The 20,287-nt window shown below is 43.5% G+C and carries 14 protein-coding genes; 6 read left to right on the top strand and 8 right to left on the bottom strand.

Annotation, left to right across the window (positions count from 1 at the left end; translation table 11 throughout):
* Window positions 1–139: 139 nt before the first annotated feature.
* Window positions 140–1,690, bottom strand: a complete 1,551-nt coding sequence (locus tag AC2SLT_RS00435; protein WP_486545651.1) for a flavin-containing monooxygenase — start codon at window positions 1,688–1,690, stop codon at window positions 140–142.
* Window positions 1,691–2,328: 638 nt separating this feature from the next.
* On the opposite strand from AC2SLT_RS00435, the gene AC2SLT_RS00430 reads away from it, so the two are divergent.
* A complete protein-coding gene (locus AC2SLT_RS00430) occupies window positions 2,329–3,483 on the top strand; it encodes an ImmA/IrrE family metallo-endopeptidase (protein ID WP_486545264.1) in 1,155 nt (384 codons plus the stop codon).
* Window positions 3,480–3,962 carry a DUF4411 family protein gene (locus AC2SLT_RS00425; protein ID WP_486545263.1) on the top strand — a complete coding sequence of 161 codons (483 nt, stop codon included), beginning with the start codon at window positions 3,480–3,482 and terminating at the stop codon, window positions 3,960–3,962. Before AC2SLT_RS00430 ends, AC2SLT_RS00425 begins: the two co-directional genes overlap by 4 nt.
* A 320-nt stretch (window positions 3,963–4,282) precedes the next feature.
* Here AC2SLT_RS00425 and AC2SLT_RS00420 read toward each other — a convergent pair whose 3' ends face one another.
* Complete coding sequence (locus AC2SLT_RS00420; RefSeq protein ID WP_486545261.1) at window positions 4,283–4,501, bottom strand: hypothetical protein; 219 nt, start codon at window positions 4,499–4,501, stop codon at window positions 4,283–4,285.
* Between the two features lie 138 nt (window positions 4,502–4,639).
* Window positions 4,640–6,913, bottom strand: coding sequence for an ATP-dependent DNA helicase RecG (recG, locus tag AC2SLT_RS00415; protein WP_486545649.1), 2,274 nt, complete (start codon window positions 6,911–6,913; stop codon window positions 4,640–4,642).
* 454 nt (window positions 6,914–7,367) lie between these two features.
* Between recG and lnt the strand changes: the two genes are divergently transcribed.
* From lnt to AC2SLT_RS00395, 4 genes are all read left to right on the top strand, one after another.
* Window positions 7,368–8,942 carry an apolipoprotein N-acyltransferase gene (gene lnt, locus AC2SLT_RS00410; protein ID WP_486545260.1) on the top strand — a complete coding sequence of 525 codons (1,575 nt, stop codon included), beginning with the start codon at window positions 7,368–7,370 and terminating at the stop codon, window positions 8,940–8,942.
* Between the two features lie 260 nt (window positions 8,943–9,202).
* Window positions 9,203–9,625 carry a hypothetical protein gene (locus AC2SLT_RS00405; RefSeq protein WP_486545258.1) on the top strand — a complete coding sequence of 141 codons (423 nt, stop codon included), beginning with the start codon at window positions 9,203–9,205 and terminating at the stop codon, window positions 9,623–9,625.
* 425 nt (window positions 9,626–10,050) lie between these two features.
* Window positions 10,051–11,616 carry a peptide MFS transporter gene (locus AC2SLT_RS00400; protein ID WP_486545256.1) on the top strand — a complete coding sequence of 522 codons (1,566 nt, stop codon included), beginning with the start codon at window positions 10,051–10,053 and terminating at the stop codon, window positions 11,614–11,616.
* A 218-nt stretch (window positions 11,617–11,834) separates the two neighbouring features.
* Entirely contained in the window at window positions 11,835–13,730 is a 1,896-nt protein-coding gene (locus tag AC2SLT_RS00395) for an aminopeptidase P family protein (protein WP_486545254.1), read from the top strand.
* 829 nt (window positions 13,731–14,559) lie between these two features.
* On the opposite strand, the gene AC2SLT_RS00390 is transcribed toward AC2SLT_RS00395, so the two are convergent.
* From AC2SLT_RS00390 to urtE, 5 genes are all read right to left on the bottom strand, one after another.
* A complete protein-coding gene (locus AC2SLT_RS00390) occupies window positions 14,560–16,197 on the bottom strand; it encodes a phospholipase D family protein (protein ID WP_486545253.1) in 1,638 nt (545 codons plus the stop codon).
* 117 nt (window positions 16,198–16,314) lie between these two features.
* Window positions 16,315–16,896, bottom strand: coding sequence for a dihydrofolate reductase (locus AC2SLT_RS00385; protein ID WP_486545251.1), 582 nt, complete (start codon window positions 16,894–16,896; stop codon window positions 16,315–16,317).
* 85 nt (window positions 16,897–16,981) lie between these two features.
* Entirely contained in the window at window positions 16,982–17,842 is an 861-nt protein-coding gene (locus AC2SLT_RS00380) for a thymidylate synthase (RefSeq protein WP_486545249.1), read from the bottom strand.
* Window positions 17,843–18,003: 161 nt separating this feature from the next.
* Entirely contained in the window at window positions 18,004–18,885 is an 882-nt protein-coding gene (gene lgt, locus AC2SLT_RS00375; RefSeq protein ID WP_486545248.1) for a prolipoprotein diacylglyceryl transferase, read from the bottom strand.
* Window positions 18,886–19,356: 471 nt separating this feature from the next.
* Complete coding sequence (urtE, locus tag AC2SLT_RS00370; protein WP_486545247.1) at window positions 19,357–20,055, bottom strand: urea ABC transporter ATP-binding subunit UrtE; 699 nt, start codon at window positions 20,053–20,055, stop codon at window positions 19,357–19,359.
* Between the last annotated feature and the right edge of the window lie 232 nt (window positions 20,056–20,287).

Below are 20,287 nucleotides of genomic sequence, written 5' to 3'. Positions count from 1 at the left end.
ACCCTTAAATACCGTTTGCCACTCAGCAAACTATTTAAGGGTCTTTTTGATCAAGGCGCGATATGTTTTATTTCAAGTCCTATTTTATGCATTTGCTTTAAACCGCTACCGACTTTAAACCGCTACCGACTTTAAACCGCTACTTGCCAAATCTTAGCCATTTGTCCTCAATTCTGCGATATTTAAGCATAACAGTATCCGTTAAATAGTTATTAGTGACTAGCCATGGATAGCGGTCGCCCTGTTTAGGAAGGACGTTTTCAGCTCGTTTGATATATCCAGCTGTTAAGGAACCCATTACTGTGTCAGGTTGTTTTACAGCAACTTCACCATCGTCAGCCACGGGGCTTGGCACCACAGTTGAGTAGCCATTAAGGTACATATGGCGCAATAAACGGGTAATATAGCCGCAAGCCAAATCGATTTTTAAAGTCCAAGAAGCATTGGTATAGCCAAATAATACGGCTAAGTTTGGCGCCCCATCTACCATGACTGCTTTATAAGTCATGCGTTCGCTTACCTCTCGTAGCTCACCATCTATATAGACTTTTGCCCCGCCAAGCATTTGTAGCTTAAGGCCAGTCGCTGTTACTATGAGATCAGCCTCTAAATGGCGTCCTGATTCAAGTTCAATACCTGATGGCGTAAAGCATTTGATAGAATCCGTCACTATGTCAGCTCGCCCGCTTTGTATGGCTTTAAACAGATCGCCATCTGGCACCGCACACAAACGCTGATCCCAAGGATCATAATCGGGCTTAAAATGCTCAACGCTAACAACGCTTCCTTTTAGTGCTTTTTTGGCATCTCTTATTAACACGGTTTTTAACACTTTAGGGGCAACTTTTGCTAATTTATACACCCCTTGTTGAAATAAGATGTTTTTGCCACGTACAAGGCTATAGGCTGTATCCGAACTAAGTTTAAAGCGCTCTGTTAGCAAGGTTATGCTGTTATCCTCACTGGGTACACTTCCAATATATGTGGGCGATCGCTGTAACATCGTCACATGCGCCGCTTTACGGCCCTTGGGATTAGACGCTGATATCGTCTTATCAAGTAGCGCAGGCACCAAAGTCACTGCCGTCGCACCACTACCGATCACCACCACCCGCTTATTATTATAGTTAATATCATGTGTCCACTGCTGCGGATGAACGATCTGACCTTTAAACGACTCTTGTCCCTTAAACGTTGGTTGATAGCCTTCTTTATAATCGTAATAACCGGTCGCCCCGATGATAAACCGACTAGTAATCTGTTGGGTTTTACCAGTTTTAACATCGAGTACAGTTGCCGTCCAATACTTGAGCTTACTTGACCACTCAATTTTGGATACCTCTGTATTAAACTGTATTAGCGAGTCGATCCCTACATCTTCAGCGGTCTCTACAATATAGTGTTTAATAGACTCGGCATCGGCCAGCGTTTTTTTACCAAGCCAAGGCCGATGCGCAAACCCAAACGTCGTCATATCAGAGTCAGAGCGTATCCCTGGATACTTAAACAAATCCCACGTCCCACCTATAGCAGCCCGTTTCTCAATAATAGCGACTCGCCCGGTCTTAATAGACTTTGAGAGTATCTTATCGCGCTGAATATGACAGGCCATATCAATTCCTGAGACACCCGCCCCGATAATCAACATGTCATATTGCGGATGTTTGTTGGTAAAGGGCAGGCGCGGCATCAATCGCTTTGCACTAGCCAGCGCCCGCTTTGGCATATTTGGCAGTGGCGGTAATTGAGGCAGTTTTTGTTTAAGCGGAGTTTTCGGTGTTGCTGGTGGTTTAGGTGGGGTAGCGTTGGACTGCGTGAAGTCTGTCATTGAGTCACGCAATTTACGTAGCGTTGATAGCGATGGCATGGCTCATCCTTGAGAATGATAAGTTTGATAAATGATAAGTTTGAGAAAAGTATGGTTTTATTCTCTATTATACCTATTATAACGTCTTATAAAACGGCAACGCTATGAAGGGCGCTAGTACTTAAAAGATAATGCTTATACTGCGCTACACCACACGCTACACATTTTGCTCACTATATTTAGGGTTTTAGTATAGTAAAATAAAAAATGACATTTATGATCATAAGCTGACTTTATAAAATAAAGACTTCATAATAAATGTTTATCATCTTAAGGTGGATCAAGCAAATACTAAAATCTTACCTTGCTTCCTTTTTAAAGTTCTTTCTAGTTCTATTTTTATAGAAAGCAGTAACAAGAATTTTTATTATATCTAAAAGTATATGTACGAATTGCAAGATAATAAACATTCAAACTGCTAAAATAATAATTGATATACAGTTAACTTTGAGCTAAACGATATGGCACATGCGCTAATTAATCCAAAGATAATCAGTTGGGCGATTCAACGCTCAGGATTAACTGTGTCTGAGTTATCTAAAAAACTTAAGATTGATGAAGAAAAACTAGTCGAAATTGAACAAGGTTTTACTCCGATAGCCTTTGGCAAAGCCAAATTACTCGCTAAATATACCAATACCCCTTTTGGATTTCTATTCCTTGATAGGGTGCCCGAAGAGATAAAACTGCCACTTCCAGACTTGCGTACTATAGAAAGTAGAGAAATTTCAGAGCCAAGTTATGAACTAAAGGAAATTATACGTATCAATCAAGAAAGGGTGGAGTGGTATCGTGACTATCTAAAAGAGTATGGAATTGGACACAACGACTATGTTGAGTCACTTGCCGAATCAACTGTGAATGAAATGGTTGAGTTTTTAAATGAGAAACTTAACGTCAAAAGAAGTGGCGATGCTAAGACTTATCATCGTCGACTGATTGAAGCCATCGAAAATCTTGGAATCATGGTGATACAGGACAGTAATTTAGGCCACCATTCTAGACCCTTAAATGTTGAAGAGTTTAGGGGTTTTGCTATTGCAGATAAAGTGGCGCCATTAATTTTTATTAATACTGCGGACAGTTTGAATGCCCAACTGTTTACTTTAATCCATGAATTAGCCCATATTTTGAAAGGGGAGTCTGGCATTTCTGATAATAGTATTTGGGCAACTAATCCTATAGAGCAGTATTGTAATGCTGTTGCAGGTGAATTTCTTGTGCCTAAAGAAGATTTTAAAAATCAATGGCATAGTTTAGACATTGACCATATGGATATTGAGTTGCTTCTGAGCGATTTAGCGAAACACTTTCATGTCAGTCGTTATGTTATTGTGAGAAGAGCATTGACTCTAAAATATATAGATAAGTTGCAATATGAGAATTTCATAAAGAAGTTACGAGAAGCTTATCAAGCCGATAAAAGAAATAAATCAGATTCTGGTGGACCTAGTTACTATATTGTTAAAAACTCAAAATTGAGCTCACGGCTGTCACAAGCCGTTATCTCAGAATCTCTTTCTGGAAAAATGTTATTCAGAGAGGCAGGTTACCTACTAGGGGTTAATCCAGGTAAGCTTGAATCGTTTGCTCAAAAATCAGGCATTCAATTATGAGCTACCTTTTAGATACCAATGTTTTTGTTGAAGCCAATAAACGCTACTATGGTTTAGACTTCTGCCCCTTATTTTGGGATTGGTTACTCAAACATGAGATTAAAGGTAATATATGTAGTATACGACCTGTCTATGACGAGATTAAAAGTTATGGTGATAATTTAGCACAATGGGTAAAATCATATGACCATTGCTTTATTTCTGTTGATGACGAAGATTGTCAGAAGAATTTTAAAACGATCGTTAATTTATGCAATGATAACTATGATTTAACGCATAGAAAAAATGAACACTTCTTGGATTCAGCAGATCCATGGCTAATTGCAAAAGCGATGACAGAGGGATCTACTGTTATTACAGAAGAGAAATACGCCCATCAAGCTAAAAAAATAATTATTCCAAATCTGTGTCAAGAACTGGGTGTTAGCTATCTCAATACCTTCGATCTAATGAGAAAGTTTGATGATTGTTTTAAATAATAAAAATTACTTAACTATCAACTGTAAAGCTATTATCACTAGTGCCTTTCATTAAATGCTCGTTACCTTTTACCCTAATCAATTTATAAATTAAGTCTTTTGTAAGTCATGCTTAAACTGTAGATTGAGTTAAGTTCTCGGCACTTGAGTATCATCAGTTAAAATTATTAGGCTTGGTACCTTGAAACCAATCTACTAAAACACCGATCACACTTTCCTCAGACCATAAAAAAACGCATAAAAGCGTCAGGAATGACCTTCACTTTTATACGTTATGCGTATCTTAAAGAGTTGTCCTTAAGTTATGCTAGTGCAAGCCGCTATTTGCTAGCGATTAACCCTTTTATAAATTCAACCACTTTGGCGCTGTGCTCAGAGTTTTTAACTTCTTCTAGCAATTCTTCTTTTGACATATTTTTATATTTTTCAATATCAGCCATATCAAAGTCTTTTGCCATATCCATAACACCAGACAGACCACCGCCTTCTAAGTTGTCATCGCCTTTGGCCGCGCCGACAATATCCTTCATGTTAATCATTTGTGATTCCTTTTGAAAATAGTTTGTGCTTCTTGTTGAAACTGTTCAACGATTCATTTTAACTGAAATAGGCAGTAATGACTGTTTTTTTTGGAAACCGGACTAAGCGTCGGAATAAACCCCATACTAAACAATATGCTAAACATTGGTATATTTACTCGCCTCAGGCATCCAGCGATGAATTAATTGGGTGACCTCAGTTTTACGCGTATCATCATTAATTAAACGTTTGGCCAAATGGCTGGCAATCATCAGCAGGTTTTCATCACGGCTCAAATCCGACACATAATAGCCAATATTGCCCGTTTGACGTTTACCCAATAACTCGCCGGGCCCACGCAGTTGTAGGTCTTTTTGGGCGATCACAAAGCCGTCGTTGCTATCACGCAATACATTCAAACGCTCAATGCCCGTCTCTGATAACGGCGTTTGGTACAACAACACGCAAAAGCTTTTGGTCGAGCCACGACCGACACGGCCACGCAGCTGATGTAGTTGTGACAATCCCAAGCGTTCGGCATTTTCAATCACCATTAAGGAGGCATTGGGCACATCGACGCCTACCTCAATCACGGTCGTGGCGACCAATAAATCCAGCTCGGCATTTTTAAAAGCGGCCATGATTTCCTGTTTTTCTTTGGACTTCATTTTGCCATGCACCATGCCGATGCGGATGTCCAATCGTGCGCTTAGGTCGGCAAACGTGGCTTCAGCAGCTTGAGCATTAAGGGTGCTGGAGTCCTCAACTAAAGGGCAGACCCAGTACGCTTGCTTGCCCTCTTTGCAGTTTGCGGCAATACGCTCAATCACTTCGTCACGACGATTGCGATCAATCGTCACGGTGGTTATCGGAGTACGACCAGGGGGTAGTTCATCAATGATGGAAGTATCCATATCGCCATAAGCACTCATTGCCAGCGTACGCGGAATAGGGGTGGCGGTCATAATGAGCTGATGCGGGGTGCTGTCGGCAACACCCTTGTTGGTCAGCGCCATACGCTGCTCGACCCCAAAACGGTGCTGTTCATCGATAATGGCAAGACCCAGTTTGGCAAATACCACGGTCTCTTGGAATAAGGCATGGGTACCGACAACGATTTGCACCTCATTTTCTACCACATCGGCTAAGGCCTCACGACGCTGTTTTGCGGTTTGTTTACCGGCTAGCCAACCAACACCAATGCCCAAGGGTTCAAACCAAGTTTTGAAGTTAATTAAATGCTGTTCAGCGAGGATTTCTGTCGGTGCCATGACTGCCACTTGCCAACCACTATCGAGGGCATAACAGGCGGCCAATGCGGCAACGAGCGTTTTACCCGCACCGACATCTCCTTGTACCAGACGTAGCATCGGAATAGAGGTCGCCATATCGCTGGTAATCTCTTTGATCACTCGGGTTTGTGCTTTGGTTAAGTCAAAAGGTAGATTGGCAAGTAGTTTATCTGCAAGGGGACTGTTGTCATCACATTTAGGCGCTTTGTGCTGGTGTAACTGCTTGCGGCGATACAGCATGCTTAACTGATGAGCAGTCAATTCTTCAACGATAAGACGCTGGCAGGCAGGGTGGGTACGTTCTTTTAATTGCTCAAGTTGTGCCACTTGCAGACTGATATCGGTGTGCATCGGCGGTGTATGAATGAGGGTTAACGCTTCAAATAAGCTAAGATTCTGCCAACTCGGTGCGTGTGTATCGGCGGTCGTATTCGAAGCAGTATGACTAGATGTTGACGGTATCGGTATACCATAGGAGTTCGTCGGTAGTGGCGCAGGCAGTTGGTTAATGGCGTCCCAGTCTGAGCGTTTAAAAACACTGAGCGGTAAGCCTTGTTGATGCACGGTCTGTAATGCCAACTTCAGCAATGTACGCAGTTTGTTTTGATGAAGACCTTTGACACTCGGATAGATGGGTTGCAAACCCGTATTTATAACAGGAGCGCCAGCCGTTACCACAGTATATTCAGGATGTGCAATTTGCACCCCATAGCGACTGAACTTTACCTCACCAAACAGTCGTAGCCTTGTCCCTAAGGTCATGGTTTGCACCAAGCCTGCATACACTTTAAAAAAGCGTAGCTGAATGGCACCCGTGGCGTCTTCTACTACCACCGTCATGCCACTACGTTTGTTATCGACATAGGTAACTTGGCCTTCAATTAAGGCGGATTGACCATCTTGTAGGTCGTGAATGTTGACCAATCGGCTACGGTCTTCATAGTCACGAGGCAGATGTAGTAATAAGTCAAACAGACGTTCGATACTCAATTGTGCCAATTGTCCTTCAATCTTACTGCCGACACCCGCCAACACGCTCACAGGAAGATCAACCGCACTCGCCGGTTTGTTATGAGGGGCTTGGTTGTGAGCAAGGTGTTTAGGACTGTTTGGGACATCTGGGTTGGGTGTTGTCGGCATGTTTGGATTCTTGAGTAGCGTCAATAAATGAATATAAATAGTATAGATTGAGAGTGTGGTGGTCATTATACAGATTAGATCTTATACGATGTAACTGGGTTAACCTCCCACTTAGAGTATAGAATATAACCTGTCTATGGCGTAGTGGCAATTATGCTGTGTTAACGTCAGTAGATATAGTTAAAGCGAGAATCAGTGCCGGTGGCCTATAGGTGTTTAACGCCTGTTATTTGCATTAGTGTTATTTGCATTAGTCCTAATTGATGATGTAGGTTTGGGATTTTTTTATGTCATGCTGTTATGATACGCATAGTCAAGATGATGCTTAAAATAGTCGACGTTTTATAGACAGGTGTTTTAGCAGAACTATTTTAATTATCTTGTTTGATTATCTTGTTTCTTTCTTTTGATTGTCTCTTTCTTTCATTTGAATTACCCAGTTACTGGAGCCGTTATGCGTGCCTCAACCCAACATGTGCAACAACGACTTAATACGTCTACATCTTCCCAGCAAGCATCACAGTTACCGATGGGTATCACTATCGTCATAGCGTGGATGGCGGGGGCGATGTTTATGTTATCGTTGGCACCGTATGGTTATTGGATTATTGCATTGATATCGCCGGCGCTGCTGTATGCGCTGCTATTGGCGCCAATGACTAATAAGCGGGCGTTTGTCATCGGTGAAGCCTATGGTATGGGGCTGTGGTGTGTCGGGGCGTTTTGGCTGTATACCTCAATTCATGAGTATGGCTATATATCTGTGCCGCTGTCGCTACTTGCTATAGCGGTGATGGGACTGGGTATGGGCTTATTTCATGCGTTTATGGCAGTGATTTTCAATCGCTTTGTTGGTAAGCAGCCGTTGGCGTTCGCCGCCCTTTGGGTATTACAAGAGTGGATGAAAACCTGGCTGTTAACGGGTTTTCCTTGGTTATTTGTAGGCTATGCCTTTACCGAGCAACATTGGTTGTCCTCTTTGGCGCCTGTGGCAGGGGTATTTGCGGTATCGTTCGTGGCGGTGTTATTGGCGGTAAGTTTGGTAGAGGTATTTCGCAAACGGGCCGGTTATCTACTAATCACGGCCGTCTTACTGGCTATCAGTATCGGGTTATGGTTGCTGGATCCAGCGTGGACCAAGCCCAAAGACAATACTGAAGCCTTAAAAGTTTCGCTTATTCAAGGTAATATCTCGCAAGATGTTAAGTGGCTGACTGAGTTTCGATATAAAACGCTAGAGATTTATGCCACGCTAAGTAGTACTGAGTGGGGTCAGGATTTAGTGGTTTGGCCTGAGTCGTCCATTCCGATGTACCAAACAGAGGCGCAGCCATTTATCAATGAAGTGGCGAAAGTTGCCAAAGCGTCAGATAGCGCTTGGGTAACTGGGATACCCTATAAAGATGACGCCGCTTTTAACCCTGAAACAGACAACTATGCGCCGTTTTATAACAGTGTGATGGCGCTGGGTGCGCAAGCAGAGGGTCTGTATAAAAAACAAAACTTGGTTCCGTTTGGCGAGTACATTCCGTTTCAAGGGGCGCTTGATTTATTTCCCAAATTGGCGGGTAGTGAGGAGATACTAAGCTATAGCAGTGGCTCTGCAGGTCAGGCACCCCTTAATATACAGGGTCATAACTTAGGGTCTGCAATTTGCTACGAAGTGGCGTATCCGGATACCACAAGACGTAATGCGCAACACACAGACTTTATGTTGACCATATCAAATGATGCTTGGTTTGGCACCTCAGCAGGTCCGTTACAACATTTGCAAATGGTGCAGATGCGCTCGCTTGAAACAGGGCGTTGGTTTATGCGTGCCACCAATACAGGGGTAACTGCCATTATTGATCACAAAGGAAAAATAGTGGCACGGGCACCGCAGTTTGAGCGTACGGTATTACGCGGTGAGGTGCAGTCTCGGACGGGCATGACCCCGTTTGTGCGTTTCGGTAATTATCCGATATTGATAGTAATAGCCTTAATGCTAGTGCTAAGTTACGCTGGCAGAGGGACATATAAGCGTTAAATTAATAACAAAGACGGCTGTCTTAAAACTAATTAAATAAAAATGTACTGTTAATCCACAAATAGGATAGGGCATTTTCACAAAATGTAGCAAATTGCGATATAATAGCAAGAAATGGACACTGCTTTTGAATGATGTGGATTAATGACACTGTCATTCAATGAATAATATATACTCAGAAAAATAGTGACTCCCCCTAAATAAATGACAGAGGATATCATCCTCTTAAACCTTCATCACATTTTACAGATAGGTGACCTATGGCAGATGCAAGCCAAAACAAACCGAAAAAAGAATTACTCTACGCACTCGTTGGTGTTGTGGCTTTTTTGGCTATCGTACTTCTTATTGGAATTAGCGCTTTCTTACGTCCAGCGGGCGATCATATCACGCCTGAGCCTGCTGTAGATGCCACAACTGAAGAGATGTCTGCTGACACAGACGCGGCGGCATCAAATACTACCGAAGCGACTGAAACAGAAACCGCTGAATCAACAGAAACGACGGCCGGTACGGAAACCACTGATGCGGCTGATACTGCAACAGACGGCACGGAAGCGACAGTTGATGAAACAACTGATGTCGCAGAAGCCACTGCTGAAACAACTACTGAAGGTGCTGAAGCCGCAGCGGATCAAGCAGACGCAGCTACTGATGCTGCTGATGAAGAAGTGACTCAATAAGCAGCCGTAGTTTGCTTTAAGGTTATTTCTTAAACGAGTTTGGCTCGATGAAAACATTTTGAGCCATTACTTTCTGTATTATTAACCGCAATATTTTACTCTTAATTTAAATTCTTACGCCATTTTTAAACTTTTTTACTTTATCTGCTAGCTTTATTTTTGACCGTTTTTTAACGGATAGAGTATAAAACGTTTGCTCAAACCCGCCTAGTCTCAAGGACTCGGCGGGTTTTTTTATGTAATTTTGTCACTCAATCTTTACTCTCTTTTATCGGCATGAAACAATAGCACGTTTTTTTATCTCATTAATTTTTAATACCTTTTTAAATCGCTTGAATTTCGATAAAGGTGAATATGAACGCTAGGATAAGTGTTAGCGTCTAACTTTGTTTTTAATAGGTTAAAGCAAATAAGGAAATGAAACTATGAGTGTAGAGCCACGGACAACGAATACGTCTGCCGAATTTAAGGCACTAGACGATGGATTTATGGGGCATCCACAGCCGTTAAGATCTTTGTTTTTTACCGAAATGTGGGAGCGGTTTTCTTATTATAGTATCAGACCCTTGTTGGTACTGTTTATGGTGGCTTCAGTCAGTAGCGGTGGTTTTGGCTTTGACGATGTTACCGCTTCGGCGATTTATGGTATCTTTGCAGGCACTTTATACTTAGCGGCTGTGCCTGGAGGGTGGCTCGCTGATAACTGGCTCGGTCAAGAGCGCGCACTGTGGTGGGGCAGTATTATTATTGCGCTAGGTCATTTGTGCATTGCTTTATCCGCCATGTTTGGTATGGCGCTGTTCTTTATTGGACTGGTGTGTATCGTACTTGGTTCTGGATTATTCAAGACCTGTATTTCAGTGATGGTAGGCGCCTTATATGGCAAGGATGACTCACGTCGTGACGGGGGATTTACCTTGTTTTATATGGGTATCAACATCGGTGCACTGTTTGCCGCCTTGATTGTCGGATTATTTCAAGAAAGACAAATGTGGCATATTGGTTTTGGGGTGGGCGGTATTGGAATGCTGATCTCTTTACTAGTTTATCGCTTTGCTGCACGCAAAAATTTAAAGCGCTATGCTAATGCCAAAGGCATCACTGCTGAATGGGAACAGCCAAATACTCAATATAATCATATAGGGCGTTGGGTTGGCGTATTTATGGCAATACTTATTGCTGTCATTGCACTGATTGCCACCGGTATCATGCCCTTTAATCCGAGTATGGTGGCCGAGTATATGACCTATACTATTGCGGGCATGGTGATACTGTACTTCCTAGTGATGTTTATCTCGCCAAAGCTTGATAAGACGGACAAAATTCGCTTACTCATTTGTTTCTTATTAATCATCGGTTCAACTTTATTCTGGTCAAGCTTCGAGCAACAACCGACATCTTTCAACTTATTTGCAGATCGTTATACCGACCTTAATGTGATGGGCTTTACGATTCCAAGCATTTGGTTTCAGTCATTAAACCCTATATTTATCCTTATGTTAGCCCCGATTGTCAGTATCATTTGGGTAAAACTGGGCGAGCGTAATCTGGAGCCAAATAGTATGACTAAGTTTGCCATGGGTATGTTACTGGCGGCGGTTGGTTTTGGTGTGATGATTTTGGCTGCCAAACAGGTGGTTGGTCATCCAGGAACATTGGTGTCGCCCCTATGGTTAACCGGTAGCTTATTACTATTAACGCTTGGTGAGCTGTGTCTGAGCCCTGTCGGTTTGTCGTCAATGACAAAGCTTGCTCCCAAAGGCATGCAAGGTCAGATGATGGGTCTATTCTTCACCTCTTATGCGATGGGTAACTTGGTTGCTGCCTTCTTTGGCGGTCATGTGTCAGCTGAGACTATTGATGGACTACCCGGCTTATTTACCACGATGGCAATCTTCTTAGTGGTGACGGCGCTAATATTATTGGCTTTATCAAAACCTATAAGAGCGATGTTAGATCGCAGTGAAGATGAGGATAAACAGACCGTTTAACGGCCTTGACTCACGGTTAAATTCAAACAAGGTTTACGAGGTTTAACCAAGTCAAAATCGCATGACAAATGAAACGTGTTACCATAATCGGTAGCACGTTTTTTATTTGAAATCGTAAAAAATAGCCTTATAAAAGTAGCGGTACAATAGTGATTTTAATAATAAAGTAGACGGCAGAACAAATACACTGAGACAATAAAAATATACTGAGGTAATGAATGAGTAAACAAATTTTCCAAGACCGTATTACTAAACTGCGTCAAATCCTAAAAAACAACGAACTCAGCGCAATTATTATTCCGACCGCAGACCCGCATTTATCTGAATATCTACCAGAGTATTGGCAAGGTCGTCAGTGGCTGACAGGATTCACAGGATCAGTCGGTACATTGGTTGTTACCAAAGATTTCGCTGGTCTTTGGACCGACAGTCGCTACTGGGTGCAAGCCGCAGACCAGCTAGAGGGCACTGGCATCAGTTTGCAAAAGCTACAAAAAGGCGCGCCAAACCATATTGATTGGCTAGCAGCAAACCTGAGTGCTGGTGATAGCGTGGCAATCGATGGCAATGTGCTATCACTTGCCGAACAAGATCGTTTATTGGATGCGTTTGAAGACGCTGCCAATGAAGACAATGTTGAAGAGCGTGTCGAAGAGAGTGTTGAAGAGCGTACTGACAAGAGTGTTACAGAGGCACCAGACGAAGAGGACGGTATTCGCCTAATTACCGAGCAAGATTTCTTAGTGGAGCTATGGCAAGAGCGCCCAGCGTTACCGAGCGCCAAGCTATTTGCTCATGATGCCCAGTTTGTCTCGCAGTCGGCTCAAGATAAGCTGGCAGATGTGCGTGCTCAGATGCAGCAGCTTGGGGTCAGTCATCATCTACTCTCAAGCTTAGATGACATCGCTTGGCTGACCAACTTGCGCGGCAGTGATGTGGATTACAACCCCGTATTTTTAGCGCACATGCTGATCACCCAAGACACCGCCACCTTATATGTTGATAACCGCAAGATAGAGGATGATGTCGCTAAATTATTAGCAGAGGCGGGCATTGACGTTGCGCAATATGATCACATTCAATCGGCGCTAAGCCAGTTAACCCCTGATAATTTACTCCTGCTGGATCCCAATAAAGTCGCTGTCGGCACTCTAAAAGAGCTTGGCGATGATATCGGTATGATTGAAAGCATCGCACCTAGCACCTTGTTAAAATCTGTCAAATCAGACGCGGATATCGAGCACATCCGTGATGCCATGCGTCAAGATGGGGCAGCATTGTGTGAGTTTTTCAGTGAGTTTGAAAGTCGATTAGACCAAGGCGAGCGTCTCAGCGAGCTAGATGTCGACAGTATGCTGATAGATGTACGCCGCAAACAGCCACACTATGTCTCACCGAGCTTCCCCACCATCGCTGGCTACAATGAAAACGGCGCACTGCCTCATTATCGTGCCACCGAAGACAAGTTTAGCTACCTTGATGGTGACGGTTTATTGCTGATTGATTCAGGTGCCCAGTATCAAAACGGTACCACTGATATCACCCGTGTGGTCGGTATCGGCACGGTTAGCGAGGCGCATAAGCGTGATTTTAGTATCGTCCTAAAAGCTCACATTGCGTTGGCAAAAGCCTGTTTCCCAGATGGGATTGCCTCTCCGTTAATTGATGCCATTTGCCGTGCACCATTATGGCAAGCGCAAATGGACTTTGGGCATGGTACCGGTCATGGCGTCGGCTACTTCCTAAACGTCCACGAAGGCCCGCAAGTCATTGCTTATAGTGCCAGCACACCGCCTGAGCGTGCGATGAAAGTGGGCATGATTACCAGTAATGAGCCCGGCTTATATCGTGAAGGCAGATGGGGGATCCGTATCGAAAATTTGGTTGTCAATCAGCCCGTACCGACTCCGCAAGAGTCAGAATTCGGTCACTACTTGCACTTCGAGACCGTAACGCTGTGCCCGATTGATACCCGTTTGGTCGATAAAGCCCTATTGAACCAAGAGGAAATCGACTGGTTAAACGCTTATCATCAGCACGTTTATAATGAGCTAAAAGACCGTGTAGAAGGGGACGCGTTGACATGGTTAACTGAGCGCACAAAAGCGATTTAAGACCTTTTAACCGTATATAAAGTATGAGCAAAACCCTCTTTTAGTGATTTAAAAGAGGGTTTTTTATAGTGCCGTTTTTATTAAATATTTCGAATTGACCTATGATATTTAGGGCTGACCTAACCTTAAAGTTTATGGCGAGCGCATAGTATTTATTTGCATACGTCTTAGTCTTTATAAGATTGTGTAGCTATTCCTGCTGTCCGCTTGTATCTGCTAGCCTAGGCGAGGCGTGGACTAAGGCGAGATGGGTTCCTGTTGTCTCGATACCCCCTCTCACCAAAGTCCACGCACCCCGCCAAGACTATCAGGATACCGCTTCCATCAGGGCTAGCGGTTACATCGTGTTCTTGCCGGTATTTATCGTGATAAACGTTTATGCAATAACAACGTTGCCCATCCACCCTCAATATCAACCAATATTTAGATTCACGCACAATCCGTAGGCGTTAGCGATAGCGTAACCCACCAAATAGTTTAATAAGATACCATTGTTAATGGTGCGCGGTTAATAGTATGCGGTTAATGGTGCGCGTGGCGACACCCTACATATCGTGCAAGGTGTATGGATTGGTGTTTGGTTTTGCTTTGAATGTGGTCGTAAGAAGGTTTTTAGCCCCGACAGTAGCAGGTATCCTTGGTAAAGCACAGGGTTGCAGGCGCTTGGCTAGAGGCAGTCTCGTGGTGCAGGAATGACGCTAGCCGTAGTGCCTTTAAAAATCATAGATTTTCTCTTGCGTCGGGGTAAAGCAGTGCTTTACTTAATCCCTCCTCATAGGCAAGCCAAGATATGAGCGTATGGCGGGATTGGCTACGGTTGATATGGATATCACAATAGCCACTCAATCGGTAGCAACGAACATATCCACACCCCAATACGCGACCAAAAAGAGCTGTGGGGCTCATCATCAAACGCGACAATCTGGTTGTCCTCTTCCGTTTCCCAGCGCAGTTTACCTTGCGGGGTTAAGCTGACCGCATAGCTGTATTGCATCTGATTCTTTTTCATATTATCCGCCAAATAGCTGGCCAACTCAGGGCTATCAAACACAAATCCCATTTCGGTATTTAAACGAGCTGAGCGGGGGTCTATATTAAATGAGCCGAGAAATAAGGTCTTGTTATCAACAATAAAGGTCTTGGCATGTAAGCTTGCACCGCCACGTTTGATCATGCCGCCACGATCTTTTTGAATGATAACGGTGGCCATGGGTTTGAGTTCAAATATCGAAACCCCAGATTCGAGAAGGGGTTTGCGGTATTTGGCATAGCCGGAGTGCACGGGTACCACATCCGTGGCTGCCAATGAATTGGTGAGTACGGCGACCCGTTTACCGTCCTCAGCCAAGGTGGTAAATAGTGAGTTACCTCGCTTGGTGGGCACAAAGTAGGGGGAGATGATGAGTAGCTCTTGTTGAGTTTGCTGCATCATGGGGAGGATGTCAGTCAATAAGGAGCTGGAATTCTTAGATGTCTTTAATACCTTGGCAGGGGAGTCACTAATCAGCTTGGTTTTGGTCCATATCAGAGGTATATCGCCCTGTTTGAGTTGTTTGACAAAGGCGGAGTGTTGTAAATCGTTTAAGAAGGCTTTTGTCTGACTATCATCAGCGGGCGTCGTGTCAAAGGGCCTAGGGTTCGGAATATCTACGATACGCTCAACAGGATAAGCTGATTGACTGGCCCAATAGCGATCAAAGTCTTGCTCGACATCTTGGGCAGCAGGGCCGACTGCCAGTAGATCCAAATCGGCAAACATCACTCCGGTGCCAAAGCCAAAGTATTCATCACCGACATTACGCCCCCCACCGATGGTCATTAGGCCATCGGCGGTAAAGGTCTTATTATGCATCCGTCTATTTAAGCGAAAAAAATCACTTAAGTAGCCAAGCGGGCGAAAGCTGCGCTGCATAAAGGGATTAAACAGACGCACTTCAATATTTGGATGGGCATTGACGCTAGCAAGTAGCTCATCCATACCATCGGTGTTGTTGTCATCGAGTAGTAGCCGCACCCGTACCCCACGTTCTGCCGCTTGGTACAGGCTTTGCATCAGTAAATGTCCAGTCGTATCATCGTGCCAAATATAATACTGCACATCGAGGGTCTTTTGAGCTGCTGAGGCCAGTGCCAGCCGTGATAAAAAGGCTTCGTGACTGTTATCCAGTAAGTAGATGCCACTTTGATCAGGATGGGCCGCCATAGCAGGCAATAACCGTTTGGCAATCGGGCTATCACTATCGATAGTACTGTTATCGATAGTGCTTATATCAAGAGTGCTTATATCAACAGGTAGGTGCGTCGAGACAGGGCGATTCGTATTATCGGGTAGGTCTTGATAGGTGATGACGCCCAACAATGCTAATAGGCCAAAAAAAACCAGTAGGGTAATGAGTAGTTTCTTTAATAGGCTTATCCACATAATGGGCTCAGGGTCGTTTAAAGGATAGCTGGTATAGTGCCACACCTTCAAACCAGTGACGGTGTCAACTTTATTAACCTAATGGTGTCATACTTAAGCTCGGTTACGTTGACCCTAATTTAAAGGTATATCACGATATATGAAAATGGTGAGAAGAAGTCCTTAGCCTTTGTTGGCCATATACGTCACGAACTTATAGCTCAAACCACTATTGTCATCCGAATGAGTATCAGACTCTGCTGTGACTTCAAACTCGTCTGACAGAATAGGGTAGAAAGCGGAACCATTTTCAATCTCAGTATCAATAATGGTCAGCTCAATGCGGTCAGTATACATCATGGTGTTTTTGAAAATCTTTTCACCACCGATGACCCAAATGGTATCAAACTTCAATCCATGAGCGACGTTGGCTGCATGAGTCAAAGCATCATCTATATTGTGTACGACATGCAGGTCTTCTTTTCCTTCCAGATTGTGCTCCTCCGCATAATCCATCTGGGTAGTGATCACAAAATTGACCCGTTTTGGTAAGGGTTTAGCCCCCATCGACTCAAAGGTCTTGCGTCCCATAATGACGATACCCTTGACGCCACTATCTACATAGGCATCGGTTTCAGCAGTGGTCATCGCTTTAAAATGCTTTAAATCATTAGGGATGTGCCATGGCAATTCACCATCTTTACCAATACAACGATTACTACTGATGGCGGCTATTTGGGCAATTTGAGTATGGGCATAGCTCATAAGGGCGTCCTTTAAGATAATGATTTTAATTGGTTTTTATTTGATTGTTTGTTCAGTGGAATTTTTTTGATTTTGCTAGTAAATACTATACGGCGACCGGTGCTTTAATGGCCGGATGTGATTGATAATTGTCGACGCGAATGTCATCAAATTCAAAGTCAAAAATATCTTTAATGTCAGGATTCAACCACAATGTTGGTAGCTGATAAGGCGTCCGTGACAGCTGTTCATTAACCTGTTCGAGGTGGTTTTGGTACAAATGACAGTCGCCACCTGACCAAATAAATTCACCGACCTCTAAGTCGCAAACTTGTGCAATCATATGCGTTAGTAGCGAGTAGCTGGCAATATTAAAAGGCACACCCAAAAATAAATCTGCTGAACGCTGATACAGTTGACAAGATAGTTTGCCATCAGCAACAAAGAATTGGAATAAAGTATGGCAGGGTGGTAGGGCGACCAGATTCGCCTCTGCTGGATTCCATCCAGAGACGATCAGCCGACGTGAGTTGGGATTATTTCTGATCTGTTCAACTACTTCCATGATTTGATCGACCCCATCTAGATTGTAGTTGCCATCGTCATTTTTGCTGGCACCATAGTTGCGCCATTGATGACCGTATACTGGTCCGAGTTCACCCTCTGGGCGACCAAATCGAGCCGTCTGTTCCGCCGTTGACCATTCATTCCAGATACGCACGCCGTGGTCTTGGAGATATTGAACATTGGTATCGCCCTTTAAAAACCAAAACAGCTCATAGGTAATCGACTTCATATGCACTTTTTTGGTGGTCAAAAGCGGAAAGCCGTCACTAAGATCAAAACGCATTTGCGCTCCGAAATGGCTTAGGGTGCCTGTGCCTGTTCTATCGCCTTTGGGCGTTCCATGGTCACGCACATAGCGAATAAGGTCGAGATAAGCGGCTTCGTTTTTGCTGGTGATCATAGTGATGACCCTATCATGTCGTTTAAATAATGTCGTTTAAGTACTGTTATTAAAGTACTGTTACTCAAGTAGTGTTATTAAAGTACTGTTACTCAAGTAGTGTTATTAAAATAGTGGATAAGAGTGTTTGCTCATTAAAAAGTGTCATTGTCGCCTATATGCTATTTCGCTGCGTACTTGCCCCAATCAAACACTTGATTGCGGTACGCTAACACCATTAGCACTAAGCCGATAATAATCATGGGTAACGTATAGAGCTGACCTTTACTCATCCAGCCAAAGATTAACTGGTAGCCTTCATCAGGCTGGCGGAAAAACTCAATGGTAAAGCGGCTAAAGCCATAGCAAAGCATAAATAAGGCCGTCACAGCCATACGCGGACGCGGTTTAGAAGAAAACCACCAGACGATAATAAAGGTCAACAATCCTTCTGCGAACGCCTCATACAATTGAGAGGGGTGACGAGGCAATAAATAATTTCCTTCAACTTGTCTCATCAATGACTGCATGGCCGGATTGGTAGTAATCAGCGCAGCGTCAAATTGGGCGGCTTGTGGGAAAAAAGTTAACCAGTTGTATCCGCCCTCTGAAACACGGCCCCATAGCTCACCATTAATATAATTACCAATACGTCCAAATAACAAACCTGTTGGCACACACGGCGCAATAAAATCTAACACGTTAAAGATAGGTTTTTTGTATTTACGTGCAAAATAAGTCATTGCCAAGGCGACGCCAATAAGGCCACCATGGAATGACATGCCACCTTCCCACACTCTAAATAAGTAAGTGGGGTTGGCTAGAAACTCCCCAAACTGATACAGCAGAACGTAGCCGATGCGCCCACCCAATATCACACCAAGTGCGCCGAAAAACACCAAGTCAGATACCATATCTTGGGTCCAGCCGTCACGTTTTTTACTGCGGTAAGATGCCAGTCCATAAGCGGCGGCAAATGCCAGCAAATACATAAAACCATACCAGTGCACTTGAACGGGGCCAAGCGATAGAGCAACAGGATCAAATTGGGGATGAATCATCATGGGCGAAGTCTACTGTGGGTGATAAGTATGAAAAGCTTATTTGTGATAGATCATCGTATTAAGGCGATGCTAGTGAAAGCCATAATAGCAAAAAATAGCGATGTAAGCATTACGCTCTGACGAACATTTCAACCATAGTTGTTTTTGTCTGCATTAATGAGGCATAAAAATGAGGCATAAAAAAACCGAGCACTGATGTGCTCGGTGGAGAAATTGTAATCAGCGTATAAAACGGCATAGGACAAATTTCTAAGTTATCTGTCTACCGTATGCTAATTTAAAAAGATAGATAAGTTATAAATGTATGGTTTATGCGTGCTAAATAATACCTTTTATATAAAACCGCTATCTTTATTAGCCCTATTAAATCCGCTATTGATAGCGTTTGATTTATACGTTTAAACTGGCCTTCCTCGGTAGGCTATTGTCTAGAAAAGGTATTACTAACGATGAATAACAGGCCACTTAAGCTTAAATCGCGACCAACTCTTGAATGTTATTTTCCGCCATCGCATCGCCAGGCCCTTGAGCGACGACTTGACCACGAGAGAGCACCGTGTAATTATCGGCAAGCTCTTCTGCAAATTCATAGAACTGCTCAACCAAAACAATCGCCATATTGCCTTGCCGTCCGAGATCTTGAATCACGCGACCTATGTCTTTAATAATAGAGGGCTGGATACCTTCAGTGGGTTCATCCAAAATTAGAACGGTTGGCTCAGATGCCAGTGCGCGAGCAATAGCAAGCTGCTGCTGCTGTCCTCCCGATAAGTCCCCGCCACGGCGATGTTTCATCTCATCGAGCACCGGAAAGATATCGTACAAATGTTTGGGGACCTTGCTCGCTTTGCGCTGTGAAAACTTTGCCATGCCAATAAGGATGTTTTCCTCAACCGTTAACGTAGAAAAAATATCACGTCCTTGAGGCACATAGGCCATGCCAGCACGTACACGTTGTTCTGGCGTCAATTTACTAATGTCTTTATCATTTAATAAAATTTCGCCGGACTTAATGGGCAAAATACCCATCAAACACTTGAGCAAGGTGGTTTTTCCGACACCATTACGGCCGAGCACCACACTACATTCGCCTATCGGAGCAGTTAAGTTGACATCACGAAGAATGTGACTACCCCCATAATATTGATTTATGGCATTCACTTGTAACATATTAAACCCTTTATTCTTGTGTATAGTGACATAGATTCAAGCCAGTTGCGGCATTAACGGTGTTCATCCAACTATTGTAGTATTGCTATTAATATCATTATCAATGTTAATACTGCTACTAATACTTGACTTACCTAACTCTACTGGACGACTCTCATTAGAAGAAATGACACTATAGGTCTGTTTTTAAGCGGCAATATAGTCAAAGACGTCTAAAAGGGTTACAAGGCAA

This window comes from Psychrobacter sp. CX18, assembly GCF_057396215.1.
This window is presented reverse-complemented; position numbering and strand designations above follow the sequence as displayed.